Raw genomic sequence first — 25,292 nt, forward strand, 5'->3', positions numbered from 1 at the left:
TGTCGAAAGCGACTGTCCGTCGCTCGGCTTACTTGTGCGCGAAGTAGACGACCGTCTCGTCGTCGCCGCGGTCGTCCACGCGGACGAAGCCGACGCGCTCGAACTGGACGAGTTCGTCCTCGGGCACGTCGCCGAAGTCGGGCTCAGCGACGCCCGTCACGTCGCCGTCCATGGTGCGCATGCGGACCGAGACGCCGTCGGTCGGGACCCAGTGAATCACGGCCACGTCGCCCTCGCGGACCACGTCGAGGTCGTCGCCGGTGGCGACGAGCGAGTCGCCCTCGCGGCGGACCGCGCCGAAGCCCTTCAGCCAGACGCGCTCGCCCTCGGCGGGCACGTCGCCCGACTCGAGGCGGACGCTGTCGCCGACGGGGATGTCGCGGGTGCCGCGCTCCTCGAAGCTCGGGTGAAGCGGCGGGTGGGCGCTGTCGGGGCCGCCCTCGACGGCGAACTCCTCTCCATCTCGGACGAGGAAGTAGCGGTCCGTCTCGTCGTCGACGAGGTCGCGGTTGTTCGCGTAGACGGTCGACATCGAGAGGTCGACGTTCGAGGTGGAGGTGCCGAGGCCGACCATCGCGTCCACGATGGCCTGCCCGCGGATGCCGCGGCGACGGAGGCTCTTGATGGTCGGCACGCGCGGGTCGTCCCAGCCTTCGACCTCGCCCGCGTCGATGAGTTCCTTGATGCTCGACGTGGACATCTTCACGTCGTAGGCGTCGACCTGCACGTGGCCCCAGTGGACGACTTCGGGGTAGTCCCAGCCGAAGTAGTCGTAGACGAACTGCTGGCGCTTCGCGGAGTCCTGTAAGTCGATGCCGCGGATGATGTGGGTGACGCCCGTGAGGTGGTCGTCGACGCCGGACTGGAAGTCGAGCATCGGCCACGCGCGGTAGTCAGCCGCCTCCTCGCGGGGGTGCGGCGTGTCTATCATGCGGAAGGCGACCCAGTCGCGGAGCGCGGGGTTCTTGTGTTCGATGTCGGTCTTGACGCGGAGGACCATCTCGCCCGAGCTGTACTCGCCTGCGACCATGTCCTCGAACTCCTCGCGAGTCGTCTCGGAGTCCTTGTCGCGGTGCGGACACGGCTTCCCGTCGTTCTTCAGGTTCGAGAACTTCTCGCCCGAACACGAGCAGGTGTACGCGCCGCCCATCTCGATGAGTTCGCGGGCGTAGTCGTAGTACGTCTCCACACGGTCGGAGGCGCGAATCACGTCGTCGGGCTCGAACCCGAGGTAGTCGATGTCGTCGAGGATGGCGTCGTACGCGGTCAGGTCCGGGCGCTTCGTCTCGGGGTCGGTGTCGTCGAACCGGACGATAAAGGAGCCGTCGTACATCTCCTTGTACGTCCCGATGACCGCGGGCATGCGGGCGTGGCCGAGGTGCCACGGGCCGTTGGGGTTCGGCGCGGCGCGCATGCGGACCTCGTCGTAGTCCTCGGCGTTCGGAAGGTCGGGAAGGAGCGAGTCGTCCGCCTCCTCCTCGGCTTCCATCTCGGCGAGTTCCTCGGGCGCGAGCTCTTCGAGTCGCTCGCGCTTTTCGCCCGCCGACAGCCGATTGACCTCGGCGACGACGGGGCCGATGAGGCCCGGAATCTCGCCGCCGTGCTGTCGGAAGTCGGGGTTCTCGCCCATCAGCGGGCCCATAATCGCGCCCACGTCGGCGTCGCTTTCGTGTTTGACCGCGTTGAGAAGCGCGTGCTTCTCGGCCTCTCGCTCGATGCGCTCTCGAAGCTCGTCGTCCATTACCGTTCGCTTCCGCGGCGCGCCTAAAAACAGGCCCGGATTGCGGGGAAGGGTCCTCGCGCGGGCAGGGGTACGTCATATGTTAGCACTTCGAAGTAGATATGAGTTACGGCGGGGCTCGGGGACGGGACGGCTCGAAGAGAAAACCGCACGGCCGGCGTCCGCGGTTCGCGGCGGGCGCGCCGCGCGCTCAGTAGCCGCGGGTGATGAGGTAGTCCGCGATGTCGCACAGCAGGTCGCGGGCCTCGTTGTCCGGGAGGACGTCGAGCCGCGACTTGGCCTGCTCGGTGAGGTCTTCGGCCATCTCGCGGGCGTAGTCGATGCTTCCCGCCTCGTTCAGTTCGGCGACAGCGGCTTCGACGGCGTCTTCGGTGAGTTCCTCGGCCGTCTCGGCGTCGACGAGGTCGTCCACGTCGATGCCCTGCTGGCGCGCGTGAAGCGAGATGATGGTCTCTTTGTTCTCCACGAGGTCGGAGCCGCGCTGTTTGCCGAGCTGATCGGACGGCACGGTCAGGTCGAGCACGTCGTCTTGAATCTGGAACGCGCTCCCGGACTCGATGCCGTACTGGTAGAGCGCCTCGACGACCTCGTCGTCAGCGCCCATGATGACCGCCGGAACGGCGGCGGCGGTCCCGTAGAGAACCGCCGTCTTCAGCTCGACCATCTGGAGGTACTCGTCGGGGAGCACCTCGGTGCGGCGCTCGAACTCGATGTCGAGCGCCTGCCCCTCGCAAATCTGCGTGCAGGTGGTCGCGAGCCGGCGGACGGCTTCGAGGCCGTCGGCGGGGTCCGCGCCCGTCTTCGTCAGGAGTTCGAACGCCTTGGCGTACAGCGTGTCGCCGGCGAGGATGGCGGTCGAGGTGTCGTACTCCTTGTGGACCGCCGGAACGCCGCGACGGAGGTCGTCGTCGTCCATGATGTCGTCGTGGATGAGCGTGAACGACTGGATGACCTCGATGCTCACGGCGGCGACCAGCACGTCGATGGCGTCGCCCGCGAGCGTCGGGAACGCCCGGTAGTCCTCCGACATCGGTTCGACGTCCGCGAGGGACTCCGCGGTCAGGAGGGAGACGGTCGGCCGGAGGCGCTTGCCGCCGGCTTTCAGGAGGTACCGGGTGGCCTCGTAGAGCCGTTCCGGCTCGGCCATCGGCACGTCCTCGTCGAGCGCGTCGTTGACGAGCTCGCGTCGCTCGCGAATCGCCTCGAGCACCCGCTTTTCCGTCGCGTCGGGAGTCATCACTCCACCAGCTGAATCATGTTTCCGTTCCGCGTGACGTGGAGGTCGCGACCGAGGGCGTAGCCCTGACTCTCCGCGAGGTCCACGTACGGAGCGAAGCCTTTCAGGTTCTGGTGAGCCGGGATGACGTGCTGGGGCTGGAGCGCCTGCAACATCTCGTAGTGGCCCTCCTCGCGGAGGTGGCCCGAGACGTGAATCTCGTCGTAGATGCGCGCGCCCTGCATGCGCAGGAGGCGCTCGGACTGGTAGCGCTGGCCCTCGTTCGTCGGCTCCGGGATGACCCGCGCCGAGAAGATGACCTTGTCGCCGTCGTCAATCTCGTACGGCGTCTCGCCGCGGCCCATGCGGGTGAGCATCGCGCGCGGCTCGCCCTGGTGGCCCGTGACGATGGGCAGGTAGTTCTCCTTGCCCTCCTTCATGATTCGCTTGAAGGTGCGGTCGACGGACTTGCGGTGACCGTACATCCCGAGGTCGTCGGGGAGGTCGACGAAGCCGAGGCGCTCGGCGGTGCCGGAGTACTTCTCCATCGAGCGGCCGAGGAGGACCGGCTGGCGGCCGATGTCCTTGGCGAACTCGACGAGCGAGGAGACCCGGGAGATGTGCGACGAGAACGTCGTCGCCACGATGCCGCCGTCGTAGTCCTCGACGGAGGTCATCACGTCTTTGAGGTGGCGGCGCGCGACGGACTCGGAGGGCGTGCGGCCCTTCCGGCCGGCGTTCGTACAGTCTTCGATGTACGCGAGCACGCCGTTGCCCTCGCGGCCGATCTCGCGGAAGCGCTTCATGTCGATGGGGTCTTCGAGGACCGGCGAGTGGTCCATGCGCTTGTCGAGACCGTAGACGATTGCGCCCTCGGGCGTGTGGATGACCGGGTTGATGGCGTCGATGATGGAGTGGGTGACGTGGACGAACTCGAGTTCGACCTGTCCGGAGTCGCCGATGGACATCGTCGACCCGGCCTCCATCTTGACGAGGTCGTTGTTGACGTTGAACTTGTTCTCGCCTTCGATCTGCTGTTTCACCAGTTCGATGGTGAAGGGCGTCGCGACGACGGGGGCGTCGTAGCGGTGGGCGAGCTTGGAGATGGCCCCGATGTGGTCGAGGTGGCCGTGCGTGGGGACGATGGCCTGCACGTCTCCTTCGAGGTCGCTCATGACCCGGTCGTCCGGGATAGCGCCCATGTCGATGAGGTCGAGGCTGTGCATCTTCTCGGTCTCGACGTTGTCGTGGATGAGGACCTGCGACAGGTTGAGACCCATGTCGAAGACAACGACGTCGTCTCCGGCACGGACGGCCGTCATCTGACGGCCGACTTCTTCGTATCCGCCTATGGTTGCGATTTCGATTTCCATGGTTTGTGTCTCGATATTCCGAGCATCGAAAGCCACGATGTGGCGAAGGTGCTCACGGAAAGACGGGTGTCTGGGGGCCACCGGCCCCGGCGTCTTGCAGCTCGTCGGTCGAATGACCCCGCGTGCGAGACGGCCCGAACCGGTCGAACTGGGCGCGCCCGCACTTACCCGCGGGTTTCTGGTACTGAGTTCTACTCACGGGGGTACTAAAAACTACGTGGGTTCACCGCGTCCGCACGCTCGCACCCGTGCGAGTCTCTCACGCGATTCGCGGTCACCCGTCCGTTCGACGACGATTTCGCCCCCGAACGACCGGGTTCGACGCGATTTCGCACTGTCGGTCCGGCACATTTAAGACAACTACGAGACGGATTTGATGCATGAGCGGCCGACCCCTCGACGTCCTCGAAGCGTCACTCGACGAGCCGGTGACGGTTCTCCTCAAGGACGGAAACGCGTACTTCGGCGTCCTCGCTGGTTACGACCAGCACATGAACGTCGTACTCGAAGAAGCGCTGGACGAAGACACCGTGCCCGGGGATATCGAACTCGAGCAAGTCCAAGACACAACCATTATACGCGGCGATAACGTCGTCACCATCAAAGCATGACGGGTGCAGGAACCCCCAGCCAAGGAAAGAAGAACAAGACGACGCACGTCAAGTGCCGTCGCTGCGGCGAGAAGTCCTACCACGTGAAGAAGAAGGTCTGCTCGTCTTGCGGCTTCGGTAAGTCGAAGAAGCGTCGGAGCTACGCCTGGCAGTCGAAGTCCGGCGACAACTAACGACTCTCGACGGTCTCCGACCGTCTCTGTCTTCTCTCTCGCCGTCTGCGGCGAGAACGAACCCGCGTTCCTGACTCCCGGTTCGTCCTCGCGTCCGTGACACTCGCTAGCACCGAGTACGTGTCCTCGACACTCGCCGACTGCGTGCGCTCTTCCTCGCGTGTCGTCGCCGCCGCGGTCGCCTTCGTCACTGTCTCTCCGACGAGCACCGTCGTCATCTCTGCGACTACCAGCGTCGCCGTGGCTGTCGTCATCGCGTTTCGCCGCGTCGTCGCCCGCAGTTCCGTCGCACGCCGAAATATGCACTCATGTGCATACTTTCCCGTTTCGGAACCCGTCGTTACTGCATAAGGACGGGTTTTTTACCCCCTCGACTCTCTACCATCTTCCATGGTAACTGGGCGGGACGACTCCCACCACCACATCGGCGGACCGACCGAGAAGTGCGGTGTCGTCGGCGTCGCACTCGGCGGTCGAGACGCCGCACGGCCCCTCTACTACTCGCTGTACGCCCTCCAGCACCGGGGCCAAGAGTCGGCAGGCATCGTCACCCACGACGGGTTCCAACAGCACAGTCACGTCCAGATGGGTCTCGTCGGCGACGCGTTCGGCGCCGACGACCTCGACGGTCTGAAGGGCGAGGCCGGCATCGGTCACGTCCGCTACCCCACCGCGGGCGACGTGTCGAAGTCGTGCGCCCAGCCGTTCGCCGTCTCCTTCAAGTCGGGGTCGCTCGGTCTCGCGCACAACGGGAACCTCGTCAACGCCGACGAACTCCGCGACGAACTGGAGAACTTCGGTCACGCCTTCACCTCCACGGGCGACACCGAAGTCATCGCCCACGACCTCGCGCGCAACCTCCTCGAAGAGGACCTCGTCCGCGCCGTCAAGCGGACCATGGAGCGCATCCACGGCTCGTACGCGCTCACCATCATGCACGACGAGACGGTCCTCGGCGTGCGCGACCCCGAGGGGAACCGCCCGCTCTGTATCGGGAAAGTCGATGACGGCTACGTGCTCGCCTCCGAGTCGGCCGCCATCGACACGCTCGACGGCGAACTCGTCCGCGACGTGAAACCGGGCGAACTCGTCGTCCTCGACCCCGACGGAAGCGGCTTCGACTCGTATCAACTGGTCGAACGCGACAACACGGCCCACTGCTTTTTCGAACACATCTACTTCGCCCGCCCGGACTCCGTGATGAACGACACGCTCGTCTACGAGGTCCGCCGCGGACTCGGCCGGAAGCTCTGGGAGGAAAACGGCGTCGACACCGACGTGGTCATGCCCGTCCCCGACTCGGGCCGCGCGTTCGCCTCCGGCTACGCCGAGGCCGCACAGGAAGACGACGCCACCGTCGAGTTCGCCGAGGGGCTGATGAAGAACCGCTACGTCGGCCGGACGTTCATCATGCCGACCCAAGACGAGCGCGAGCGCGCCGTCCGCCTGAAGCTCAACCCCATCAAGAGCACCGTCGAGGGCAAGTCCGTGACGCTCATCGACGACAGCATCGTCCGCGGGACGACGTCGAACCAGCTCGTCCAACTGCTGTACGACGCCGGCGCGACCGAGGTCCACATGCGCATCGGCGCGCCGCCCATCGTCGCTCCCTGCTACATGGGCATCAACATGGCCACCCGCGAGGAACTCATCGCCTCGGACAAGTCCGTCGAGGAGGTCCGCGACACCATCGACGCCGACAGCCTCGGCTACCTCTCTATCGACTCCGTGGCCGAGGTGCTCGAAAAGTCCCGCGCCGACCTCTGTCTCGGCTGTGTCACCGGCGAGTACCCCTACGACATCGACGGCGAGGAGACCGACCGCGACGTGAGTCGCCCCGTCGTCGGTGCCGAAGCGCCGCTGAGCGACTGAGTTTCGGTTCCCTTCGTCCCCCCCGACCTATCGCGCCACCTGACAGTCACCGCGAGCCGCGATAGCATAGTCAACGCGGACTTTCTTTTCTCTCGCGCGCGTCGTTCGAACCGTACTCCGACTCGCCGAGGACCGGGTTGCGAGCGGAGTACGGAGTGCGAATCGACGGGGCGGTGGAACGCCGCGGGAGGGCCCGCACGCCCCGTCTCTGTGACCTGCCGGTCGCACCACGTACTACCGCCCGTCCGCACCGGCCCTCGGGCCGCGCGCCCGCCGCGGGCGTCGGACGGGTACTCCCTTTGAACGGCCGAGCGGCGGTGCTCGCCGACTCCCGCCTCAGTAGACGACGTAAAGGAGGGCGTAGACGACGTTTCCGAGGACGAACGAGACGAGCCACAGCGAGGCGGCGACCCGACCGAACCGGGCGTGCTCGGTGCCGAAGACCTCCGTTATCGGCCGCGTCAGCGCCAACAGCAGGACGTAGTAGACGACGGGGACGCAGACGACGGCGAGGAGGATGTGAATCGCCAGCGTCGGGAGGTAGACGAACTGGTAGACCGCGTCGGGGCCGGGGAACTCCGCGGTCCCCTGCACGACGACCTTGTAGAGATAGAGGACGAGGAACGTCGCAAAGAGGAGAAAGGAGGCGAGCATCATGCGCCGGTGGTGCTCGATTTCGTCGCGCCGGACGAATCGGACGCCGGCGAGGATGGTGACGATGGCGACGGTGCTGATGACCGCGTTGACGTGCGGAATCGCGTTCAGCGCGGCCGCCGGTGCGGTCGGAATCGCGGCGCGGGGAATCGCGCCGAGCGCCGCGCCGAAGACGAGCGCGAGCGACAGCACCGAGAGGAGAGCGGTCAGTCCGCGGACGTGGTCGCGTGCTCGGAACTCCATGGGCGTATTCCGGGGCCGCGAGGCCAAAATCGTTCTGTCGCCCGCCGCGGCACGACGCCTGCAAACGCCCGACATTGCCGAGTCGAAAGGAAAGTCATTTAAATTACCGCGGGGTAACGGAGAGTGCAGTAAGACACAGCGAGCGTGGGTAGCCAAGCCAGGCCAACGGCGCAGCGTTGAGGGCGCTGTCCTGTAGAGGTCCGCCGGTTCAAATCCGGTCCCACGCATCGCAAGATGCAGGTGACGTCCCTACACGGACATCACCCACGCACAATCCTTCCACGAAACTACACCCGGAGAGGTTCGCCTCTCTGGATTTCTCTGAACCGCTTCCCGGTAGGAATATCTCTCCGAGCGACTCGCTATTCACCGACCAGCGACCGCATCGGCTCCGACTTCGGACACCCGCAGTCGCCCCCGTGCCGCGAGTTTAAAAGGGTCGAACGAGTAACACGGGGCATGGCCAAGTACTCGACGAACCGGGGCGGTGGCGGCGGTGACGGCGACAGTTGCGAACTCTGCGGCCGAAGCACCGCGAAGCTCCGGCGCGCGAACGTGGCCGGCGCGGACCTGTTGGTCTGCCCGGACTGCGCGCCGCACGGCGAGAACCGCCACGCCGACCGAAAGAGCGGGTCGAGTGGCACCTCTCGGGACGGTACCTCGGGGAACCGAAAGAAGCGCGCCGCCCAGCGCACCGCCAAGATGTACGACAGCGCGAAGGGCGACTCCAAACACTGGGAGGAGAAAGGGACGAACTACGAGAAAGACCGGCTTCCCTACCTCGTCTCCGGCTACGGCGGCGTCGTCGAATCCGCCCGGCAGGACGCCGGCCTCCAACTCGCCGAGCTCGCCGACGAACTCGACCTCGACGAGAAGCAACTGCTCGCCATCGAGCAGGGCCGCGCCACGCGGGCGAACGTCGGCGGGTCGGCCATCCGCGCGCTCGAAGAGCGCCTCGACGTGACCCTCGTCGACGAGTAGCACGATTTTTCTCGGTCGGGCGTCTCGACGCGCACATGTCCGACTCACTCGCACCCGAGTCGCCGACGGTCCGGGCGTTCGACGCGACGGTGACGCGCGTCGACGGTCGGTCGGTCACTCTCGACGAGACGTACTTCTACCCCGAAGGCGGCGGCCAGCCCGCGGACCGAGGTGTCCTCGGCGGCGTCGACGTCGAACACGTCCGCACGGACGCCGACGGCGCGGTCGTCCACGACCTCGCGGCCGACCCCGGTTTCGGCGTCGGCGACGAGGTGACGGGCGTCGTCGACGACGACTTCCGGACGTACTGCATGCGGGCGCACACCGCCAGTCACGTCCTCTACGGCGCGGGTCGACGCATCTTCGACGACCTCGGCTACGGCGGCTTCGACATCTCCGCGGAGAAGGTGCGCGTCGACTTCGAGACCTCGACCGAGGTCGACGACGACGCGCTCGTCGAACTGGAGCGCCTCGTCAACCGGGCGGTGTGGGACAGCCGCGAAGTGTCGTGGGAGGAGATTCCCGTCGCGGAGGCCCGCGAGCGGGAGGAAATCGCGTTCAACGTCAAGACCGAGGAGGGCGTCTTCGCCGACGCCGACGAGGTTCGCGTCGTCTCTATCGACGGCTGGGACTGGGCGGCCTGCGGCGGCACCCACGTCTCGAACACCGTCGAAATCGGGCCGGTCGAGGTGCTCGGCCGGTCGAACCCCGGCGAGGGACTCACCCGCGTCGAGTTCGCGGTCGGCCCGTCGGCCGTCGACCGGCGCGCCGAGGTCCGGGCGTCCGCCTACGAGGCCGCCCGAGCGCTCGGCACGAACCTCGATGGACTGGGGGAGTCGGCCGCCGGCACCGCGGCCGCCCGCGAGGAACTGGAGTCCGAACTCGCCGACCTGAAATCCGAAGTCCTGCGCGCTCGCCTCGCCGACTTCGAGACGGTCGAGCGCGACGGGCTGACGTGGAACGTCGGCGCGGTCTCCGGCTTCGACGCGAACGAGGTCGGCGAGGCCGCCAAGGAAGCCCGCGACGGGGCAGACGCAGACGTGTTCGTCGCCGTCGGCGAGTCCGACGCGCCGTTCGTCGTCGTCGCCAGCGCCGGCGACGCGGCCGCCGGGGACGTCGTCGCCGAGGTGACAGACGAGTTCGGCGGCGGTGGCGGCGGTGGGCCGACCTTCGCGCAGGGCGGCGGCCTCGGCGCGCCGGCCGACGAGGTGCTGGCGTACCTGCGCGACTGAATACGCCCGTGGAGCGGCCGGTCTGCGCCGTGCTGACGCCCGACGGACGACCGGCGGTTCAATCATCTTTTTCAATGATGGTCCGTACTCATCACCATGGAAACCGTAGGGTCTGCCACGGGTCTGACCGACGAGCAGCGGGCCATCCGCGACGTGGTCCACGAGTTCGCCGTCGAGGAGATTCGCCCGACCGCGCGCGAGGCCGACGAGACGGAGACGTTCCCGGAGGACGTGTGGGACGGCCTCGCCGAACTCGACCTGACCGGGCTGACCGTCCCCGAGGAGTACGGCGGGTTCGGCGCGGACCGCGCCACCTACGCCGTCGTCAACGAGGAGGTCGCCTACGGCCAACTCGCCGTCGCCACGGCGCTCTCCGTGCACTGTCTCGCCACCGAGTGCATCGCCGAGTTCGCCACCGACGAGCAGAAAGAGACGTGGCTCCCCGAGATGGCCCGCGGCCGGCCGGTCGGCATGTTCGCCCTCTCCGAGCCGGACGCCGGGTCGAACCCGGCGGAGATGTCGACAGTCGCCCGGCGTGAGGGTGACGAGTACGTCATCAACGGGAAAAAGCAGTGGATAACGAACGGCCAGCGCGGCGGCGTCTGCGTCCTCTTCGCCAAGACCGACCCCGACGACCCCTCGTCGGTCACGCAGTTCCTCGTCCCGGAGTCGGCCGGCTACGAGGTCGGCAAGAAAGAGGAGAAACTCGGTCTCCGCGCGTCCGACACGACGGCGCTCCGCTTCGACGACGTGCGCATCCCGGCCGAAAACCGGCTCACCGAGGAGGGTAAGGGCCTCTCTGCGGCCTTCCGAATCCTGACCGGCGGCCGCATCGGCATCGCCTCGCAGGCCGTGGGACTCGCGCAGGCCGCGCTCGACGACGCCATCGACTACGCGAACGAGCGCGAGCAGTTCGACAAGCCCATCTCGAAGATTCAGGCGGTTCGCCACAAAATCGCCGACATGGGCACGCAAGTCCATGCCTCGCGGATGCTCGTCCGCGAGGCCGCCCGCGTCGCCGACGCCGGTAACGACCCGCGGACCGCGGCGTCTATCGCGAAGTACTTCGCCAGCGAGGCCGCGGTCGACGTGACCAACGAGGCCGTGCAGGTCCACGGCGGCTACGGCTACACCACCGACTTCGACGTGGAGCGTTACTACCGCGACTCGAAGATTACGACCATCTACGAGGGGACCAGCGAGATTCAAAAGGAAATCATCGCGCGGTCGCTCCTCGACTGAACGGGCGAGTCGGCGAGCCGTCTCTTTTTCAGCCGGGCGAGTCGCTCACGGACTCCGGGCGAGCGTCGGCAGTCCTCGCTCGCGGACCACGTCGGCGGCGGCGACGCCCGCGAGGAGGAGACAGCCGACGAGCGTCACCCACGCGCCGGCCGCCGAGACGAACGTCTCGTCCCACAGCTGGATGAACCGCAGGACCGCGACGGTGCCGACGACGCCGACGACGAGTTCCGCGCGGCGGGAGCGCCGTCCGGCGAGCGCGGCCACGGAGAGCAGGACGACAGTCGGGAGGAGGACGACTCCGTGGACGAGTTCCAGCCCGTTTCCCATGCCGCCGTAGTAGACGTCGATGACCGGGCCGTCGTGGGCCGGGTCGACCTGTATCCACGGGAGGAAGACGCCGGCGGCGACGACGAGCGACGGGAGGACCGGCGCGAGGCGTTCGCGGAGCGGGAATGCCATACCGGAGGCGACGCGGGGATTCGGGATAGGCCTTCGCCCGAAGCGTCTTTTCCCCGCGGTTCCCTACTGCTGGCAATGACGCTCCCCGACCTCTCGGCGTTCGACGCGGTCGTCTACGACCTCGACGGGACGCTCGTCAACCTCCGCGTCGACTGGAACGACACCGCCCGCGACGCCGCGGCCGTCCTGCGGGACGCCGGCGTCGACGCCGACTCGCTGGACCTCTGGAACATGCTCGACGCGGCCGACGAAGCCGGCGTCCGCGACGAACTTGAGCGGGAAATCGCGGCGCACGAGCGGGAGGGCGCGTGGGTCTCCGACCGCCTCCCGCTCGCGGACCACCTCGCCGAGGACGGCGTCCCCTCCGGCGTCTGCTCGCTCAACGCCGAGGACGCCTGCCGGGTCGCGCTCGACGTGCACGACCTTTCGGACCACGTCGACGCCGTCGTCGGCCGCGACACCGTGGCGACGCAGAAGCCCGACCCGGAGCCGTTGCTCACGACGCTCGAACGCATGGCGGTCGGCCCCGACTCGGCCGTGTTCGTCGGCGACTCGGCCCGCGACGAGGTGACGGCCGACCGCGCCGGCGTGGCCTTCAGATACGTCGACGGCGGCCCCTCCGGCGTCTGAACGGAGGTTCGAAGGGACAGGGACAGGGCAGAAGCTACGACAGGAGCGAACAGGCGGCACGGCCGCTCCGCCGGGCGTCGTGCCGCGCTCCCGCGTCGCGCCCGGCGGCGATGCTCAACGCACGGAGACGATGGCCGCGGCATTCGAGATAAACCTCCGTTTCGGCGCGGGCGTTAAGCCCGCCGAGTCCTACGCTCACCCATGGGATTTCCGGTCTCGTACTACTGTCCGCACTGCGGCGCGGTCGTCGAACTCGAACGCGACGGCTACCTGGCCGACAAGTCGGTGACGCCGTACCCCCTCGAAGGCTGGGCGTACGCCGACCCGACCGACGACTTCGAAGACGCCGAGGGCGTCCGGTTCGTCTGCGGCGAGGGCGAGCGTGAAGGAGAGGGCGAAAGAGAGAGCGATTCGCCCCTGTCGTGGACCGGCGACGTGGTCGACGCCGACGACGTGGAGCGCCCCGGGTTGGCGTCGCCGTGCGGCCGCGAGTTCTACCTCTCGTTCGTCAAGTACGAAGGCGGCCGCGAGGTCGAGGCGGTCCCCGAAAGCGACTACGTCGTCATCGGCGGGCGAGGCCCCTCTGGGCCGGCCGGACCCGGCGGCCCGAACGCGGGGCCGCGCGGTCCCGGCGGGTTCTGAACTTTCGGCGCGACTCGCGCACCCGTGCGCTCCGAGACGATGTCTTCGTGTCGTGCGAACGCGCGTCCCTCCGTATTCAATAGCTCACGCGTCGATTATTCACGCATGGTTCCCATTCAGTCCTCCTTCGGCCTCGGCGACGCGCTGTTCTTCGTGCCGTTCGTCGCCCTCGCCGTCGTCGTCTTCGCGTTCGCCGGCGCGGTGGTCTACCTCGAACACAGAAAGGAGATGGCGCTCATCGAGCGCGGCCAGTACGACGAAGCCAGCCGCGACTCGCGGGCGTGGATTCTCGGCGGCGGCCTGCTCGTGCTCGCTATCGGCCTCGGGAGCGTCGTCTCGGCGCTCCTCTCGGGGGGCGCGGTCGGCGACGGCGTGACCGCGGTGTTCGTCGGCCTCGCGGCGCTCGCGTACTACTTCTACAAGCGCCGCGCGGTCGGGACGACCGTCGCCTGAGCCGCGGACACGGGTCAGGTCGGGCCGTGTCGGGTCGGCGACTCAGCCCTTGATGTTGCAGACGGGGAACGTCCGCGCGACCTTGTCGCCGATGCCCAGCTCGTCGGAGACGCGGACGACCTCGTCGACGTCCTTGTAGACGCCCGGCGCTTCCTCGGCGACCGTCGCGCCCGACTGGGCTTTCACGTATATCTTCTCCTGCTCGCGGAGTTCGTCCTGCACCGTCTCGCCCCAGTACTCCTGTTTCGCCTTGGTTCGGCTCATGAGCCGGCCCGCGCCGTGGGCGGTCGAGCCGAAGGTGAGGTCGAGCGACTGGTCGCCGCCGCGGAGGACGTAGCTCCCCGCGCCCATGCTCCCGGGGATGATGACCGGCTGGCCCACGTCGGCGTAGGCGGGCGGGAGTTCGGGCCGCCCCGCGGGGAACGCCCGCGTCGCGCCCTTCCGGTGGACGTAGAGTTCGCGCTCCTCGCGCTCGACGGCGTCACCGTCTCGCACAGGTCGCCCCTCCGGGTCGACCCCGACCTCGTGGACCTCTTTCTTGGCGATGTTGTGCGCCACGTCGTACAGAAGCCGCATCTCCATGTCGCGCCAGTCGCGGTCGAACACGTCGGCGAACACCTCGCGCGTGCGGTGCATGATGAGCTGTCGGTTCACCCACGCGAAGTTGATGGCGGCGCACATCGCGCCGTAGTACTCCTCGGCGAGTTCGGAGCCGGCGGGCGCGGCCGCGAGCTCCTTGTCCGGCAGGTCGTCGAGCAGGTCCTTGTGTTCCTTCTCGATGCGCCGGAGGTAGTCGGTGCAGGTCTGGTGGCCGAGGCCGCGGGAGCCACAGTGGATGAGGACGACGATTTGGTCGGCTTCGAGGCCGAACGACTCGGCCACGTCGTCGCGGTAGATGTCCGTGACGCGCTGGACTTCGAGGAAGTGGTTCCCGGAGCCGAGACTGCCGATTTGGTTGCGGCCGCGGTCCTTCGCCTTCTGGGAGACGAACTCGGGACGGGCGTCGTCGCGGAAGCCCTCGTCCTCGCAGTGGGCGAGGTCGTCGTCCGTGGCGTAGCCGGCGTCGACCGCCCAGCGCATCCCGCGGGCGAGGATGTCCTCGATGGTCTCGGCGTCGCCCTTGACGACGCCGCCGCCGCCGAGCCCCGAAGGAACCGCCTCGAACAGGGCGTCGACGAGTTCCTCCTCGTGGCCCCGGAGGTCCTCGTAGGTGAGGTTCGTCGTCATCATGCGGACGCCGCAGTTGATGTCGTAGCCGACCGCGCCGGGCGAGATACAGCCGTCCGTGGTGTCGGTCGCGCCGACGCCGCCGACGGGGAAGCCGTAGCCCTGGTGGCCGTCGGGCATGCAGATGGCGTGGTTGGCGATGCCCGGCAGGTGGGTCGCGTTCCGGAGCTGTTCGAGCGTCTTGTCGTCGCCGATGTGGTCGAGCAACGCCTCGGAGGCCAGCACCCGCGCGGGGGCGTTCATCTCGCCCTCCTGCGGAATCTCCCAGACGTGCTCGCGAACTCGTCGCAGTTCGATGTCGCCGAACTCGCGCGTTTCCATACCCGGACAATCGACGCGCCGACTCAATAGGATTCCGTCACGCCGCGAGCGTCTGTGGCGCGCGGCGCGACCGTCGGCGACGACGGAGACAAAGCCGACAGCTCACACGTCGAAGACGACGTACGCCTCCCAGCCGGCGTCGGTCTCCGCCAGTCGCATCTCGGAGTAGGTGACGGCCTTCACGTCGCGGGCGTCCACGTCGGCGAAGGGGACGCCGCGCGCGGACGCCTCGACGACCCACTCGTCGCCCGCTCGGCGGACGGTCGCCTCGTGGGCCGCGGGGAGGACGCCGCGCACGTCGCGCTCGTAGATGAGTTGGTCGAGGTAGTCGAACAACAGCGCCTCGCGGCCCTCCGCGCGGACGGAAAACGAAAAGCGGTCGCCCGTCTCGGCGGGGTCGTCGCACATCGCGGCGGTGAGCCCGTCGGCGACGGCGGCGAAGACGCCACCGAGGCTCTCGCCGTCGGCCTCGACGGCCACGTCGGCGGTGTGGTCGCGGAGCGTAAATCCCATAGCTGAGTGAGTGCGGCCGCCGACCCTCGTCCTTTCGGTCGGCGGCGAGTGTGCGTCGGGGGCCGCTGACCCGCGCGATTCATGTCGGCAGGCTATCGAGTCGGCCGGCGGCGGCCGCGTCCGGGCGTCCTGACGGACGGTGGAGTTATATTCTCGCTCCGGCTACGACGGGACGTGAGCGTCAACGTGGAGATGCGGGTCGACGCCCCCGGCCAGCGCGAGTACGCCGAGGAGGCGTGGGACCTGAAAGAGCGGATTCGGGTCGAAGAAGGCCTCCTGAAACAGCGACGGGGCTTTTTCATGGACGCCTACCGCCGGTCGAACACGTATCTCCTCTACGAGAACGACGCGCTCGTCGCGTTCGCCTCCACGCGGCGCGACGGCTACATCCTCTTTCTCGCGGTCTCGCCCGACGCCCGCGGCGAGGGCTACGGCAAGCGCCTCGTCGCCGAGGTCGCGAGAGAACACCCGGTCGTGACCTGTCACGCCCGGACGACGAACACGAACGCCCTCGATTTCTACGAGCGGATGGGCTTCGAGGTCCGCCGCCGCATCGACAACTACTACGAGGACGGCGGGGCCGCGTTCTACCTCCGACTGGGCGAGGAAGCCGGCCTCAGAGAGAAGCTTTCGGAGTTCCTCCGCCGGTAGTCGACCGACTGCGACCGTTCGACGCCGATTCGAGAGCGGCCGCGCCGGCCTCGCTCCCCCTTGCGCGTATCCTTAATTTTTATTCACTTCCTAGTATATATGGGTGATATGTACATCGGAGTGCTCACCGTCCCACTCGGAGACGAACCCCTCGACGACGCGCTCGACTATCTGTCGGGTATCGGCGTCGACGGCGTCGAACTCGGCGTCGGCGGCTGGCCCGGCGAGGACCACGTCGACCGAAGCGCCCTCGTCGCGGACGAAGAGGCGCAGGCCGCCCTCCTCGATTCGGTCGAGAGCCGAGACCTGCAAATCAGCGCGCTCGCCACGCACAACAACCCGCTCCACCCCGACGAGGAGACGGCCGCCGAGGCCGACACCGAACTCCGCGAGGCAATCGAACTCGCGGACGCCCTCGACGTGAACACCGTCACCTGTTTCTCGGGGCTCCCCGCCGGCGGCCCGAACGACGAGGTGCCGAACTGGATTACCGCGCCGTGGCCGACCGAGCACGCCGACGCCCACGACTACCAGTGGGAGGTCGCCGTCGACTACTGGTCCGACCTCGCCGCGTTCGCCGACGACCACGGCGTCGACATCGCCATCGAGATGCACCCAAACATGCTCGTCTACGAGCCGACCGGGATGCTGAAGCTCCGCGAGGCGACCAACGAGCGCGTCGGCGCGAACTTCGACCCCTCGCACCTCTACTGGCAGGACATCTCCATCACCGACGCGATTCGGTTCCTCGGCGAGGAAGACGCCATCCACCACTTCCACGCGAAGGACACGAAGGTCTACGAGTCCGAGTCGCGCATCAAGGGCGTCCTCGACACGACCTCCTACGCGGACACCGCCGACCGCTCGTGGCTGTTCCGCTCTATCGGCTACGGCCACGACGAGGGCCACTGGAAGGACGTGGTGTCGACGCTCCGGATGGTCGGCTACGAGGGCGCGCTCTCCATCGAACACGAGGACGCGCTCACGTCGTCCAAGGAGGGCCTCGAAAAGGCCGTCGACGTGCTCTCGCGCGCCGTCTTCGAGACGCAACCCGGCGACGCCTACTGGGCGGAGTAATCCATGACTGACTCACTCAAAATCGGCGTCCTCGGCTACCGCTTCAGGCCCACCTTTTTCCGGTTCGGGGCCGCTTCGCGACCCGCTCACCGCAAAAATCTGGGCCAAAAACTGCCGCGAGACTCGGCCGCCGGCCTCGCTCGCGGTACTGCACTGGTCACGGAGGCGGCACAATGACTGAACCACTCACCGTCGGCGTCCTCGGTTACCGATTCATGGGGAAGGCGCACTCCAACGCGCTCGCCCGCCTGCCGATGTTCTTCCCGGACGCGCCCGACGTGGAGCGCTCGGTCATCGTCGGCCGCGACGAGGAGGCGCTTTCCGACGCCGCAGACCGCTTCGGCTTCGAATCGACGGCGACCGACTGGCGCGACGTGGTCGACGACGTGGACGTGTTCTACAACCTCGGGCCGAACCACCTCCACGCCGAGCCCTCTATCGCCGCGCTCGAAGCCGGTGCCAGCGTCTTCTGCGAGAAGCCGCTCGCGCCGACGCTCGACGAGGCCGAGGCGATGCGCGACGCCGCCCGCGCGGCCGACGGCGTCGCCGGCTGTGCGTTCAACTACCGGTTCGTGCCCGCAATCCGGTACGCGAAGCGACTCATCGAGGACGGCGAACTCGGCGAGATTCGACACGTCCGCGGGCGCTACTTACAGGACTGGCTCGTCGACGCCGACGCGCCGTGGACGTGGCGCATGGACGAAGACGCCGCCGGCTCCGGCGCGCTCGGCGACCTCGGCGCGCACACGGTCGACCTCGTTCGGTTCCTCGTCGGCGACCGCGCCGGCGACATCGACCGCATCTCGGGCCACCTCCAGACGTTCGTCGACGAGCGACCCGTGCCCGGCACGGACGAGTACAGGCCCGTGACCGTCGACGACGCCTACACCGCGCAGGCCGAGTTCGAAAACGGCGCGGTCGGGAGCTTCGAGGCCTCGCGCTTCGCCGACGGCCACAAGAACGACCACAGCATCGAGATTCACGGCTCCGAGGGAAGCCTGCAGTTCTCGCTCGAACGCCTCAACGAACTGGAGGTGAAAACCGGCGACGCCCGCGGCTACGAGACGGTTCTCGTCACCGACGAGACGGACCCCTACCTCGACCACTGGTGGCCGCCGGGCCACGTCCTCGGCTGGGAACACACGTTCGTCCACGAGAACTACGAGTTCCTGTCGGCGGTCGCCGACGGCGGCGACTTTTCGCCGTCGTTCGAGGACGGCTACGAGGTGCAGGCGGTTCTCGACGCCATCGAGCGCTCCGACGAGGCCGGCGGGTGGGTCAGCCTCGGCTGACGGGTCGAACGGCGAGAAATCGAATCGGACCGCGGGCGACTCGCCGCCCGCTCAGAACTCGATGATTCCCTCGTCGGTGATGACCTCGTCGATGAGGTCGACCGGCGTGGCGTCGTAGGCGGGGTTCTCCAGTTCGATGCCCTCGACGGGTTCGAGCATGACCTCGCTGGGCGAGCGAATCTCGTTTTCGAAGCGGAAGCCGCCGTCGACGACCTTCGCGCCCGAGCCGACCACCGTGACCGGCACGCCGACCTCGTTGGCGGCGGCGACGAGCGGGAACGTCCCGATGCGGTTGTAGAGCGTCTCCTCGACGATGCAGTCCATGCCGATGATGACGCGGTCGCACTTCGGGAGGAACATCCCCGACGCGCCGTCGACCATCAGATGCGGTTCGACGTCGTCGATGGCGGCGAGTTCGCGCGCGAACTTCCGGCCGAGGAACCGCGGGCGGGCCTCCGTCACGTAGGCGGTGAGTTCCGCGCCGTCGGCGACGGCGATTTCGACGGCCTCCATGACCGTCGAGGAGTAGTCGTGGGTGAGGAACGTCTGGCCGTCCTCGATGGTCGCGGCCGCCTGTTGGGCGGCGCGGCGCTTGCCCGTCTCGACGGTCTCGACCACGCGGTCGATGGTCGCCAAGGTGAGCTCCCGCGCCTCGTCGAGGTCGTCGGCCTCGCCTTGGACGCTGTGGAGCACGTCCTGCAGGGCGTTGTACAGCGACGCGTGCGACGGGTTCGCTCGCTTGAGCGCGCTGACGTTGCGTTCGAGGTCGCGTTCGAACTCCTCGACGGTCGCGTAGTCGCGCTCGGTCAGTTCCGCGAGCGCCCGCGTGGCCTTGACGGCGACGACCGAGGAGCTGTGCGTCTGCATCTCGCGAATCTCCTCGATGGTCTCGTCTATCATACGAGAACGTCGCCGTATCGTGTGAAAGAGTTTCCGGGAGCGGGCGACGCCGCCGACACCGTCGCGGTCGCCGTCGCAGGCCAGTCCCGCGTTCGCCTGCGTCGCCCGCGGGTCGGCCTCAGTCCTCCACGTCGATGTCGGTGTCCAACTCGGCTTCGGGGGGCGTCCCGCCGTCGCCCGCGTTGGTCCGCTTTGCGTAGACGAACAGGACGACGGCAGTCACGAACCAGATGACCGCGCCGACGCGAATCGCGAACTCGGCGCGCGCTCCCCACGTCTGGAGCCCGGCGTTAATCGAGAGGACCGCGACGATGGGCGAGCCGACGAGAATCGTCGTGACGAACGTCATCTGCATGACCCACCCGTAATCGACGCCGTCCGGATTCGAGCGCTCGACTGGTTGCACGGGTAGCAGTATCACGGCGACGGCTAATGCGTGCCGGTTCCCGCTCGCGGCGCGCGGGTCCGACGCCCCGACCGTCGGCGCTCAGCAGGCGGCGCTCGTCGAGGTCGGGTCGGTCGGAATCTCGTAGTCGACGAGGACGCTCGACGACCCGTCTTCGTGTTCGATGACGACCCGGTAGTGCTGGCCCGCCTCGCAGATGGGGCGGAGCGCGCTGTCGGAGCCGGCACCGTCGATGTGGGCGTACTCGCCCGCGGGACCGACCGTCTCGCCGCCGGTCCACACGTCCTCCCACGCGATTCGGTTGTTGGCGTCGTCGGCGACGAACACCTGACTGCCGTCTTCGATACTGCCGAACTCGTGGGTGATGTTGATGTACGCGCCGTTCGCGCCGTTGCCCGGGCCGTCGGGGTGGTAGGCCACGTCGAACGACACCTGCGGTTGCGGCTCGGAGAGCACGTCTTCGAACCCCATCACCATCACGCCGACCATCGCGGCGAGGAGGACGACGATGACGACGAGAAGCGAGACGCCGACGACCGGGGAGATGCCGCGGGACGAGCGGCGGTCGGAGGGTGACAAAGCGGGCATGCGTCGTTCGCACAGGCGCGTTCCTCTAAGTAAAGTGTTACTTCGACCGCAGGTCGGGCCGACCCGCGTGGACGCCGCGGGCTGACGGTGGCGGCGAGGACTCGCGTTCGGCGACGCGCAAGGGTAACCTGATAACGCAGACCCGCGAACGACCTCGCATGGTCACGGTACGGTCCATTCGGGCGAAGGCTGGTAGCGAGCCCATCACGATGCTCACGGCGTACGACGCGCCGACCGCGAGCGTCGTCGACGAGGCGGGCGTCGACGTCATCCTCGTCGGCGACAGCATGGGCAACACGGCGCTCGGCTACGACTCGACGCTCCCGGTGACCGTCGAGGACGTGGCGAGCCGGACCGCCGCGGTGGCGCGCGCGGCCGACGACGCCCTCGTCGTCGCCGACATGCCCTTCCTCTCGGTCGGCGTGGACGAGGCGTCGAGCGTCGAACACTGCGGCCGGATGCTCAAGGAGGCCGACGCCGACGCGGTCAAACTCGAATCCGGCCCGCACACGGTCGAACTGACCGAACACCTCGTCCGGCTCGGCATCCCGGTGATGGCCCATCTCGGACTGACGCCCCAGCGCGTCAAGGAGGTCGGCTACGGCAGGCAGGGCACCGACCGCGACGACGCGCGGGAGATTCTCGACCTCGCGAAGGCCCACGCCGACGCGGGCGCGTTCTCGCTCGTCCTCGAACACGTCCCGGCGAACCTCGCAAAACAGGTCACGGCGGCCATCGATATCCCGACCATCGGCATCGGCGCGGGCCCCGACTGCGACGGGCAGGTGCTCGTCGTCGACGACGTGGTCGGCATGAGCGACCGCACCCCGCCCTTCGCGGCCCAGTTCGGCGACGTGAAATCGGAGATGGAGAGGGCGGTCGGCGCGTACAGAGAGGCCGTCGAGACCGGCGAGTTCCCGGCCGACGAACACAGCCACGTCGAAGACGACCTCGACGAACTGTACTGAGGAGGACCGTCACCGACACCCCCGCTCGCGTCCGGTTGCGGCGACCTGCGACGACCTACGCGACGCGGCGGTCGAGGAACGACTTCACGGCCTCGTTGAACGCCGCCGGCCGTTCGAGCATCGCCAGATGCGCGGCGTCCTCGACCGTTTCGAGTTCGCAGTCGGGCATCGTCTCCGCGAGGTACTCGTGGTACGACGGCGGCGTGAGGCGGTCGTACTCGCCGACGAGCGCGAGCGTCGGAACCGAAATCTCGCCCACCTCGTCGCGCACGTCGAAGGTGTGACACGACAGGAAGTCTCGGCGGGTGACGGCCTGTCCGGCGTCGTACATCGCCGCTTTCGAGCCCTCGACGAGTCGCTCGTCGTCGGCGTGGAACAGTTTGTCCTCGCCGTGGAGAAAGGAGACGGCGCGGTCGAAGTCGTCGTCGAGCCAGCTCAGCAGGTCCGAGAGCACGGCGAGTTTCGCGCCCGTGCCCGCGAGGACCAGCGCGTCGAGGTCGAGGTCGCGTTCGAGCGCGAGCGTCAGGGCGACCGCGCCGCCGAGGGAGTTGCCGACGAGGACGCTCGCGTCCGTCGCCTCGGCCACGGCGACCACGTCGTCGACGTAGGCCGACAGCGTCTCGTAGCCGGCGTCGGCGTCCACGTCGTCGCTGTCGCCGTGGCCGCTCAAGTCGAGCGCGACCGTCGGGTAGTCGCTCGCGAGGCGGAACTGACCGCGCCAGACGCCGTGGGCGCCGCCGCTACCGTGCACACAGAGGACCGTCGGTCCCTCTCCCCCCGCGTCGCGGTATCGATAGGCTGTCTCCCGTCCGTGGTGGTCCACCGAAGCCGTCTCCATGCCTCGAAACTGGTCGCCGCGGGCCAATAAACCCCCACGCCGGCACCGAGTTTCGGCGGCGGGGCGAAGCGGCCGCTTCGCGGCCGACCGTGCGGCCCCCTGCCGAGGCCACTAGTTTGACGTTACTCCGCCGCGAACTACACGGTGAGGCGTGGCGACTGTGAACCGCAATTCGACCGAAACGCGAGATATCGGTGTCGTCACCCGATTTGCTGGGAAAAGACTTATATACTTAAAACGCTAACTTTAGGTTAGACTTACAATGAGCATGCAACAGTTCGCCGGCGGGAACGAGCGGTTCATTCGCCGGTACGAATACGAAGACAGCTGGGTCATCGCGGCCGACGTGGGTCTCTCGGAAGACGAGATCGACGTGGACATCGTCGGGTCGACGGCCATCGTCGTGGCCGACACCGGCGACCGCGTGACCGAGACGGAGTTCGAACTCCCCGCCGGCGGCGACGCCGACGTGTCGGTTCGAAACGGCGTGCTCACCATCACCCTCACCAAGTAAATGAAACTCATCGTCAAACCCCTCAAGCAGAAGGACGCCGGCCGCGGGCTCGCCGCCATCGACCGAGCCGCGGCCGCGGAACTCGACCTCGAAGGCGGGGATTTCATCCGCATCGACGGTCCGAACGACGGGACCGCCATCGCCCGCGTCTGGCCCGGCTACCCCGAAGACCAGGGTACCGGCATCATCCGCATCGACGGCCGCCTCCGCCAGCAGGCCGGCGTCGGCATCGACGAGCGCGTCGACGTGGAGAAAGCGGACGTGAAGCCCGCAAAGCGCGTCACCATCGCGCTCCCGCAGAACCTCCGCATCGGCGGCAACATCGGGACCTACATCCGCGACAAGCTCTCGGGCCAGCCGGTCGCGCAGGGCCAGAGCGTCCAGCTCCCGCTGGGCTTCGGCTTCATGAGCGCGTCGAACCAGTCGGTCCCCATCAAAATCGCGTCGACGGACCCCGACGGGACCGTCGTCGTCACCGACAACACCGAGTTCCAGGTGAGCCAGAAGCCCGCCGAGCAGATTACGGACGCCGCGCCGGGCGACGACGGCGGCCCCTCCGTCACCTACGAGGACATCGGCGGCCTCGACAAGGAGCTCGAACAGGTCCGGGAGATGATCGAACTCCCGATGCGCCACCCCGAACTGTTCAAGCGCCTCGGCATCGAGCCGCCGAAGGGCGTCCTCCTGCACGGCCCGCCGGGGACGGGGAAGACGCTCATCGCGAAGGCCGTCGCCAACGAAATCGACGCCTCGTTCCACACCATCTCCGGCCCGGAGATCATGTCGAAGTACTACGGGGAGTCCGAAGAACAGCTCCGCGAAATCTTCGAGGAGGCCACGGAGAACTCGCCGGCCATCGTCTTCATCGACGAGATAGACTCCATCGCGCCCAAGCGGAGCGAGGCCGGCGGTGACGTGGAACGCCGCGTCGTCGCCCAACTGCTGTCGCTCATGGACGGCCTCGACGAGCGCGGCGAAGTCGTCGTCATCGGCGCGACCAACCGCGTGGACGCCATCGACAACGCGCTCCGCCGCGGCGGCCGCTTCGACCGCGAAATCGAAATCGGCGTGCCGGACCGCGACGGCCGCAAGGAAATCCTGCAGGTCCACACGCGGAACATGCCGCTGACCGACGACATCAACCTCGACGAATACGCCGACAGCACCCACGGCTTCGTCGGGGCCGACCTCGAATCGCTGGCCAAGGAGTCGGCGATGCACGCCCTGCGGCGCATCCGGCCACAGCTCGACCTCGACGCCGAGGAGATAGACGCCGAGGTGCTCGAAGGCCTCAAAGTCACGGAAGACGACTTCAAGCAGGCGCTCAAGAGCATCGAACCCTCGGCGCTCCGAGAGGTGTTCGTCGAGGTCCCCGACGTGACGTGGGAGGACGTGGGCGGACTCGAACCCACCAAAGAGCGCCTCCGCGAGACCATCCAGTGGCCCCTCGAATACCCCGAGGTGTTCCAGCAGATGGACATGGACGCCGCCAAGGGCGTCTTGATGTACGGCCCGCCGGGCACGGGGAAGACCCTGCTGGCGAAGGCCGTCGCCAACGAGGCGGAGTCGAACTTCATCTCCATCAAGGGCCCCGAACTCCTGAACAAGTTCGTCGGCGAGTCCGAAAAGGGCGTCCGCGAGGTGTTCAAGAAGGCCCGCGAGAACGCCCCGACGGTGGTGTTCTTCGACGAAATCGACTCCATCGCGACCGAGCGCGGCCGCGACTCGTCGAGTTCGGGCGTCACCGAGCGCGTCGTCTCGCAACTGCTCACCGAACTCGACGGCCTCGAAGCGCTCGAAGACGTGGTCGTCATCGCGACGACCAACCGGCCGGACCTCATCGACTCGGCGCTCCTGCGCCCCGGTCGCCTCGACCGCCACGTCCACGTGCCCGTCCCCGACGAGGAGGCCCGCCGCGCCATCCTCGACGTGCACACCCGCAACAAGCCGCTCGCGGACGACGTGGACCTCGACAGAATCGCGTCGAAGACCGACGGCTACGTCGGTGCCGACCTCGAAGCGCTCGCCCGCGAGGCGTCGATGAACGCCTCCCGCGAGTTCATCCGGAGCGTCGCGAAAGAGGAAATCGGCGAGAGCGTCGGGAACGTCCGCGTGACGATGGACCACTTCGAGGACGCCCTCGACGAAATCGGCGCGAGCGTCACCGACGACGTGCGCCGCCGCTACGAGGAAATCGAAGAGCGCTTCCAGAAGAGCGAGGTCGAACGCGACCGCGAGACGGAAGTCGGCCGCACCTTCCAGTAAGCGCCCCGCGGTCGTCGCGCACCCGGATATTTTTTCGAACGCGACCCACCGAGCGACGGCGCGACCGTCACGTTCATATCACTCCCGTCTGCTACGTAGTGGTACGCGGTTCTCGGGATACGAAATAATCAACGAGTTCTACGTTTATTTCACCGGAAATGCGGTGTGTCTCCCGGCGTTTGTAAAGAATGTACTCGGTCGGTAGTTGTC

27 protein-coding genes and 1 tRNA gene are annotated in these 25,292 nt (G+C 67.6%); 16 read left to right on the forward strand and 12 right to left on the reverse strand.

Going from position 1 to position 25,292, the window contains the following annotated elements; all coding sequences use genetic code 11:
* Window positions 1–28 precede the first annotated feature (28 nt).
* From C438_RS10740 to C438_RS10750, 3 genes are all read right to left on the reverse strand, one after another.
* Window positions 29–1,741, reverse strand: a complete 1,713-nt coding sequence (locus C438_RS10740; RefSeq protein WP_004969402.1) for a glutamate--tRNA ligase — start codon at window positions 1,739–1,741, stop codon at window positions 29–31.
* A gap of 190 nt (window positions 1,742–1,931) precedes the next feature.
* A complete protein-coding gene (gene idsA3, locus C438_RS10745) occupies window positions 1,932–2,978 on the reverse strand; it encodes a geranylfarnesyl diphosphate synthase (protein ID WP_004969403.1) in 1,047 nt (348 codons plus the stop codon).
* Window positions 2,978–4,330 (reverse strand): ribonuclease J, encoded by a 1,353-nt coding sequence (locus C438_RS10750; protein ID WP_004061394.1) that lies wholly within the window; start codon window positions 4,328–4,330, stop codon window positions 2,978–2,980. The genes idsA3 and C438_RS10750 overlap by 1 nt, the downstream gene beginning before the upstream one ends.
* Before the next feature lie 380 nt (window positions 4,331–4,710).
* On the opposite strand from C438_RS10750, the gene C438_RS10755 reads away from it, so the two are divergent.
* Window positions 4,711–4,941 carry an LSM domain-containing protein gene (locus tag C438_RS10755; protein WP_004042938.1) on the forward strand — a complete coding sequence of 77 codons (231 nt, stop codon included), beginning with the start codon at window positions 4,711–4,713 and terminating at the stop codon, window positions 4,939–4,941.
* A complete protein-coding gene (locus C438_RS19105) occupies window positions 4,938–5,114 on the forward strand; it encodes a 50S ribosomal protein L37e (RefSeq protein WP_004042936.1) in 177 nt (58 codons plus the stop codon). Before C438_RS10755 ends, C438_RS19105 begins: the two co-directional genes overlap by 4 nt.
* On the opposite strand, the gene C438_RS19365 is transcribed toward C438_RS19105, so the two are convergent.
* Window positions 5,111–5,368 (reverse strand): hypothetical protein, encoded by a 258-nt coding sequence (locus C438_RS19365; protein WP_004969404.1) that lies wholly within the window; start codon window positions 5,366–5,368, stop codon window positions 5,111–5,113. The two genes, C438_RS19105 and C438_RS19365, sit on opposite strands and share 4 nt — an antisense overlap.
* A gap of 136 nt (window positions 5,369–5,504) precedes the next feature.
* Between C438_RS19365 and purF the strand changes: the two genes are divergently transcribed.
* Window positions 5,505–6,986: an amidophosphoribosyltransferase gene (purF, locus tag C438_RS10760; protein WP_004969405.1), complete on the forward strand. Its 1,482-nt coding sequence runs from the start codon at window positions 5,505–5,507 to the stop codon at window positions 6,984–6,986.
* Window positions 6,987–7,322: 336 nt separating this feature from the next.
* Here purF and C438_RS10765 read toward each other — a convergent pair whose 3' ends face one another.
* Window positions 7,323–7,883, reverse strand: a complete 561-nt coding sequence (locus C438_RS10765) for a DUF420 domain-containing protein (RefSeq protein ID WP_004969407.1) — start codon at window positions 7,881–7,883, stop codon at window positions 7,323–7,325.
* A 142-nt stretch (window positions 7,884–8,025) separates the two neighbouring features.
* On the opposite strand from C438_RS10765, the gene C438_RS10770 reads away from it, so the two are divergent.
* The 4 genes from C438_RS10770 to C438_RS10785 all read left to right on the forward strand — a co-directional run bounded on the left by C438_RS10770 (window position 8,026) and on the right by C438_RS10785 (window position 11,338).
* Window positions 8,026–8,110: transfer RNA gene (locus C438_RS10770), tRNA-Leu, on the forward strand.
* A 232-nt stretch (window positions 8,111–8,342) separates the two neighbouring features.
* Window positions 8,343–8,864: a helix-turn-helix domain-containing protein gene (locus tag C438_RS10775; protein WP_004969409.1), complete on the forward strand. Its 522-nt coding sequence runs from the start codon at window positions 8,343–8,345 to the stop codon at window positions 8,862–8,864.
* A gap of 35 nt (window positions 8,865–8,899) precedes the next feature.
* Window positions 8,900–10,096: an alanyl-tRNA editing protein gene (locus C438_RS10780; RefSeq protein ID WP_004969410.1), complete on the forward strand. Its 1,197-nt coding sequence runs from the start codon at window positions 8,900–8,902 to the stop codon at window positions 10,094–10,096.
* 96 nt (window positions 10,097–10,192) lie between these two features.
* Window positions 10,193–11,338: an acyl-CoA dehydrogenase family protein gene (locus C438_RS10785; RefSeq protein ID WP_004969411.1), complete on the forward strand. Its 1,146-nt coding sequence runs from the start codon at window positions 10,193–10,195 to the stop codon at window positions 11,336–11,338.
* Between the two features lie 45 nt (window positions 11,339–11,383).
* Here C438_RS10785 and C438_RS10790 read toward each other — a convergent pair whose 3' ends face one another.
* Window positions 11,384–11,797 (reverse strand): hypothetical protein, encoded by a 414-nt coding sequence (locus tag C438_RS10790; protein WP_004969412.1) that lies wholly within the window; start codon window positions 11,795–11,797, stop codon window positions 11,384–11,386.
* 75 nt (window positions 11,798–11,872) lie between these two features.
* On the opposite strand from C438_RS10790, the gene C438_RS10795 reads away from it, so the two are divergent.
* The 3 genes from C438_RS10795 (at window position 11,873) to C438_RS10805 (ending at window position 13,522) form a co-directional block, all read left to right on the forward strand.
* The gene (locus C438_RS10795; protein WP_004969413.1) at window positions 11,873–12,427 is read left to right on the forward strand and encodes an HAD family hydrolase; all 555 of its coding nucleotides are present in this window, start codon (window positions 11,873–11,875) and stop codon (window positions 12,425–12,427) included.
* A 201-nt stretch (window positions 12,428–12,628) separates the two neighbouring features.
* Entirely contained in the window at window positions 12,629–13,069 is a 441-nt protein-coding gene (locus C438_RS10800; RefSeq protein WP_004969414.1) for a hypothetical protein, read from the forward strand.
* 105 nt (window positions 13,070–13,174) lie between these two features.
* The gene (locus tag C438_RS10805) at window positions 13,175–13,522 is read left to right on the forward strand and encodes a hypothetical protein (protein WP_004969415.1); all 348 of its coding nucleotides are present in this window, start codon (window positions 13,175–13,177) and stop codon (window positions 13,520–13,522) included.
* Window positions 13,523–13,564: 42 nt separating this feature from the next.
* Here the strand turns inward: C438_RS10805 and C438_RS10810 are convergent, their stop codons facing one another.
* Both C438_RS10810 and C438_RS10815 read right to left on the reverse strand, forming a co-directional pair.
* On the reverse strand, window positions 13,565–15,070 hold the full coding sequence (locus tag C438_RS10810; protein ID WP_004969416.1) for an RtcB family protein: 1,506 nt from the start codon (window positions 15,068–15,070) through the stop codon (window positions 13,565–13,567).
* A gap of 102 nt (window positions 15,071–15,172) precedes the next feature.
* A complete protein-coding gene (locus tag C438_RS10815; RefSeq protein ID WP_004969417.1) occupies window positions 15,173–15,583 on the reverse strand; it encodes an archease in 411 nt (136 codons plus the stop codon).
* A 174-nt stretch (window positions 15,584–15,757) separates the two neighbouring features.
* Here C438_RS10815 and C438_RS10820 point away from each other — a divergent pair, with 174 nt between their 5' ends.
* From C438_RS10820 to C438_RS10830, 3 genes are all read left to right on the forward strand, one after another.
* Window positions 15,758–16,234: a GNAT family N-acetyltransferase gene (locus C438_RS10820; protein ID WP_004969418.1), complete on the forward strand. Its 477-nt coding sequence runs from the start codon at window positions 15,758–15,760 to the stop codon at window positions 16,232–16,234.
* Window positions 16,235–16,342: 108 nt separating this feature from the next.
* Window positions 16,343–17,311 (forward strand): sugar phosphate isomerase/epimerase family protein, encoded by a 969-nt coding sequence (locus C438_RS10825; protein ID WP_004969420.1) that lies wholly within the window; start codon window positions 16,343–16,345, stop codon window positions 17,309–17,311.
* A 173-nt stretch (window positions 17,312–17,484) separates the two neighbouring features.
* Window positions 17,485–18,603, forward strand: coding sequence for a Gfo/Idh/MocA family protein (locus tag C438_RS10830; RefSeq protein WP_004969421.1), 1,119 nt, complete (start codon window positions 17,485–17,487; stop codon window positions 18,601–18,603).
* Between the two features lie 51 nt (window positions 18,604–18,654).
* Here the strand turns inward: C438_RS10830 and C438_RS10835 are convergent, their stop codons facing one another.
* The 3 genes from C438_RS10835 to C438_RS10845 form a co-directional block, all read right to left on the reverse strand.
* Window positions 18,655–19,503: a translation initiation factor eIF-2B gene (locus tag C438_RS10835; RefSeq protein WP_004969422.1), complete on the reverse strand. Its 849-nt coding sequence runs from the start codon at window positions 19,501–19,503 to the stop codon at window positions 18,655–18,657.
* Window positions 19,504–19,621: 118 nt separating this feature from the next.
* A complete protein-coding gene (locus C438_RS10840; RefSeq protein WP_004969423.1) occupies window positions 19,622–19,858 on the reverse strand; it encodes a DUF5822 domain-containing protein in 237 nt (78 codons plus the stop codon).
* Window positions 19,859–19,990: 132 nt separating this feature from the next.
* Window positions 19,991–20,497, reverse strand: a complete 507-nt coding sequence (locus C438_RS10845; RefSeq protein WP_004969424.1) for a type IV pilin — start codon at window positions 20,495–20,497, stop codon at window positions 19,991–19,993.
* Window positions 20,498–20,655: 158 nt separating this feature from the next.
* On the opposite strand from C438_RS10845, the gene panB reads away from it, so the two are divergent.
* Window positions 20,656–21,465, forward strand: coding sequence for a 3-methyl-2-oxobutanoate hydroxymethyltransferase (gene panB / locus C438_RS10850; RefSeq protein ID WP_004969425.1), 810 nt, complete (start codon window positions 20,656–20,658; stop codon window positions 21,463–21,465).
* Between the two features lie 55 nt (window positions 21,466–21,520).
* Here the strand turns inward: panB and C438_RS10855 are convergent, their stop codons facing one another.
* A complete protein-coding gene (locus C438_RS10855; protein ID WP_049917965.1) occupies window positions 21,521–22,303 on the reverse strand; it encodes an alpha/beta fold hydrolase in 783 nt (260 codons plus the stop codon).
* A gap of 262 nt (window positions 22,304–22,565) precedes the next feature.
* Here C438_RS10855 and C438_RS10860 point away from each other — a divergent pair, with 262 nt between their 5' ends.
* Window positions 22,566–22,817 (forward strand): Hsp20/alpha crystallin family protein, encoded by a 252-nt coding sequence (locus C438_RS10860; RefSeq protein WP_049917966.1) that lies wholly within the window; start codon window positions 22,566–22,568, stop codon window positions 22,815–22,817.
* On the forward strand, window positions 22,818–25,082 hold the full coding sequence (locus C438_RS10865) for a CDC48 family AAA ATPase (RefSeq protein ID WP_004969428.1): 2,265 nt from the start codon (window positions 22,818–22,820) through the stop codon (window positions 25,080–25,082).
* Window positions 25,083–25,292 lie beyond the last annotated feature (210 nt).

The organism is Haloferax denitrificans ATCC 35960 (assembly GCF_000337795.1).
Lineage (GTDB): Archaea > Halobacteriota > Halobacteria > Halobacteriales > Haloferacaceae > Haloferax > Haloferax denitrificans.

Bases quoted from the DNA above. Each gene is read 5' to 3' on its own strand.
- C438_RS10790 (WP_004969412.1), bottom strand. From the start codon at position 11,797: ATGGCATTCCCGCTCCGCGAACGCCTCGCGCCGGTCCTCCCGTCGCTC.
- C438_RS10860 (WP_049917966.1), top strand. From the start codon at position 22,566: ATGAGCATGCAACAGTTCGCCGGCGGGAACGAGCGGTTCATTCGCCGG.
- C438_RS10830 (WP_004969421.1), top strand. From the start codon at position 17,485: ATGACTGAACCACTCACCGTCGGCGTCCTCGGTTACCGATTCATGGGG.
- C438_RS10815 (WP_004969417.1), bottom strand. From the start codon at position 15,583: ATGGGATTTACGCTCCGCGACCACACCGCCGACGTGGCCGTCGAGGCC.
- C438_RS19105 (WP_004042936.1), top strand. From the start codon at position 4,938: ATGACGGGTGCAGGAACCCCCAGCCAAGGAAAGAAGAACAAGACGACG.
- C438_RS10765 (WP_004969407.1), bottom strand. From the start codon at position 7,883: ATGGAGTTCCGAGCACGCGACCACGTCCGCGGACTGACCGCTCTCCTC.
- idsA3 (WP_004969403.1), bottom strand. From the start codon at position 2,978: ATGACTCCCGACGCGACGGAAAAGCGGGTGCTCGAGGCGATTCGCGAG.
- C438_RS10825 (WP_004969420.1), top strand. From the start codon at position 16,343: ATGTACATCGGAGTGCTCACCGTCCCACTCGGAGACGAACCCCTCGAC.
- C438_RS10785 (WP_004969411.1), top strand. From the start codon at position 10,193: ATGGAAACCGTAGGGTCTGCCACGGGTCTGACCGACGAGCAGCGGGCC.
- C438_RS10795 (WP_004969413.1), top strand. From the start codon at position 11,873: ATGACGCTCCCCGACCTCTCGGCGTTCGACGCGGTCGTCTACGACCTC.
- panB (WP_004969425.1), top strand. From the start codon at position 20,656: ATGGTCACGGTACGGTCCATTCGGGCGAAGGCTGGTAGCGAGCCCATC.
- C438_RS10800 (WP_004969414.1), top strand. From the start codon at position 12,629: ATGGGATTTCCGGTCTCGTACTACTGTCCGCACTGCGGCGCGGTCGTC.
- C438_RS10805 (WP_004969415.1), top strand. From the start codon at position 13,175: ATGGTTCCCATTCAGTCCTCCTTCGGCCTCGGCGACGCGCTGTTCTTC.
- C438_RS10840 (WP_004969423.1), bottom strand. From the start codon at position 19,858: ATGCAGATGACGTTCGTCACGACGATTCTCGTCGGCTCGCCCATCGTC.
- C438_RS10835 (WP_004969422.1), bottom strand. From the start codon at position 19,503: ATGATAGACGAGACCATCGAGGAGATTCGCGAGATGCAGACGCACAGC.
- C438_RS10810 (WP_004969416.1), bottom strand. From the start codon at position 15,070: ATGGAAACGCGCGAGTTCGGCGACATCGAACTGCGACGAGTTCGCGAG.
- C438_RS10855 (WP_049917965.1), bottom strand. From the start codon at position 22,303: ATGGAGACGGCTTCGGTGGACCACCACGGACGGGAGACAGCCTATCGA.
- purF (WP_004969405.1), top strand. From the start codon at position 5,505: ATGGTAACTGGGCGGGACGACTCCCACCACCACATCGGCGGACCGACC.
- C438_RS19365 (WP_004969404.1), bottom strand. From the start codon at position 5,368: ATGACGACAGCCACGGCGACGCTGGTAGTCGCAGAGATGACGACGGTG.
- C438_RS10740 (WP_004969402.1), bottom strand. From the start codon at position 1,741: ATGGACGACGAGCTTCGAGAGCGCATCGAGCGAGAGGCCGAGAAGCAC.
- C438_RS10775 (WP_004969409.1), top strand. From the start codon at position 8,343: ATGGCCAAGTACTCGACGAACCGGGGCGGTGGCGGCGGTGACGGCGAC.
- C438_RS10750 (WP_004061394.1), bottom strand. From the start codon at position 4,330: ATGGAAATCGAAATCGCAACCATAGGCGGATACGAAGAAGTCGGCCGT.
- C438_RS10865 (WP_004969428.1), top strand. From the start codon at position 22,818: ATGAAACTCATCGTCAAACCCCTCAAGCAGAAGGACGCCGGCCGCGGG.
- C438_RS10780 (WP_004969410.1), top strand. From the start codon at position 8,900: ATGTCCGACTCACTCGCACCCGAGTCGCCGACGGTCCGGGCGTTCGAC.
- C438_RS10755 (WP_004042938.1), top strand. From the start codon at position 4,711: ATGAGCGGCCGACCCCTCGACGTCCTCGAAGCGTCACTCGACGAGCCG.
- C438_RS10845 (WP_004969424.1), bottom strand. From the start codon at position 20,497: ATGCCCGCTTTGTCACCCTCCGACCGCCGCTCGTCCCGCGGCATCTCC.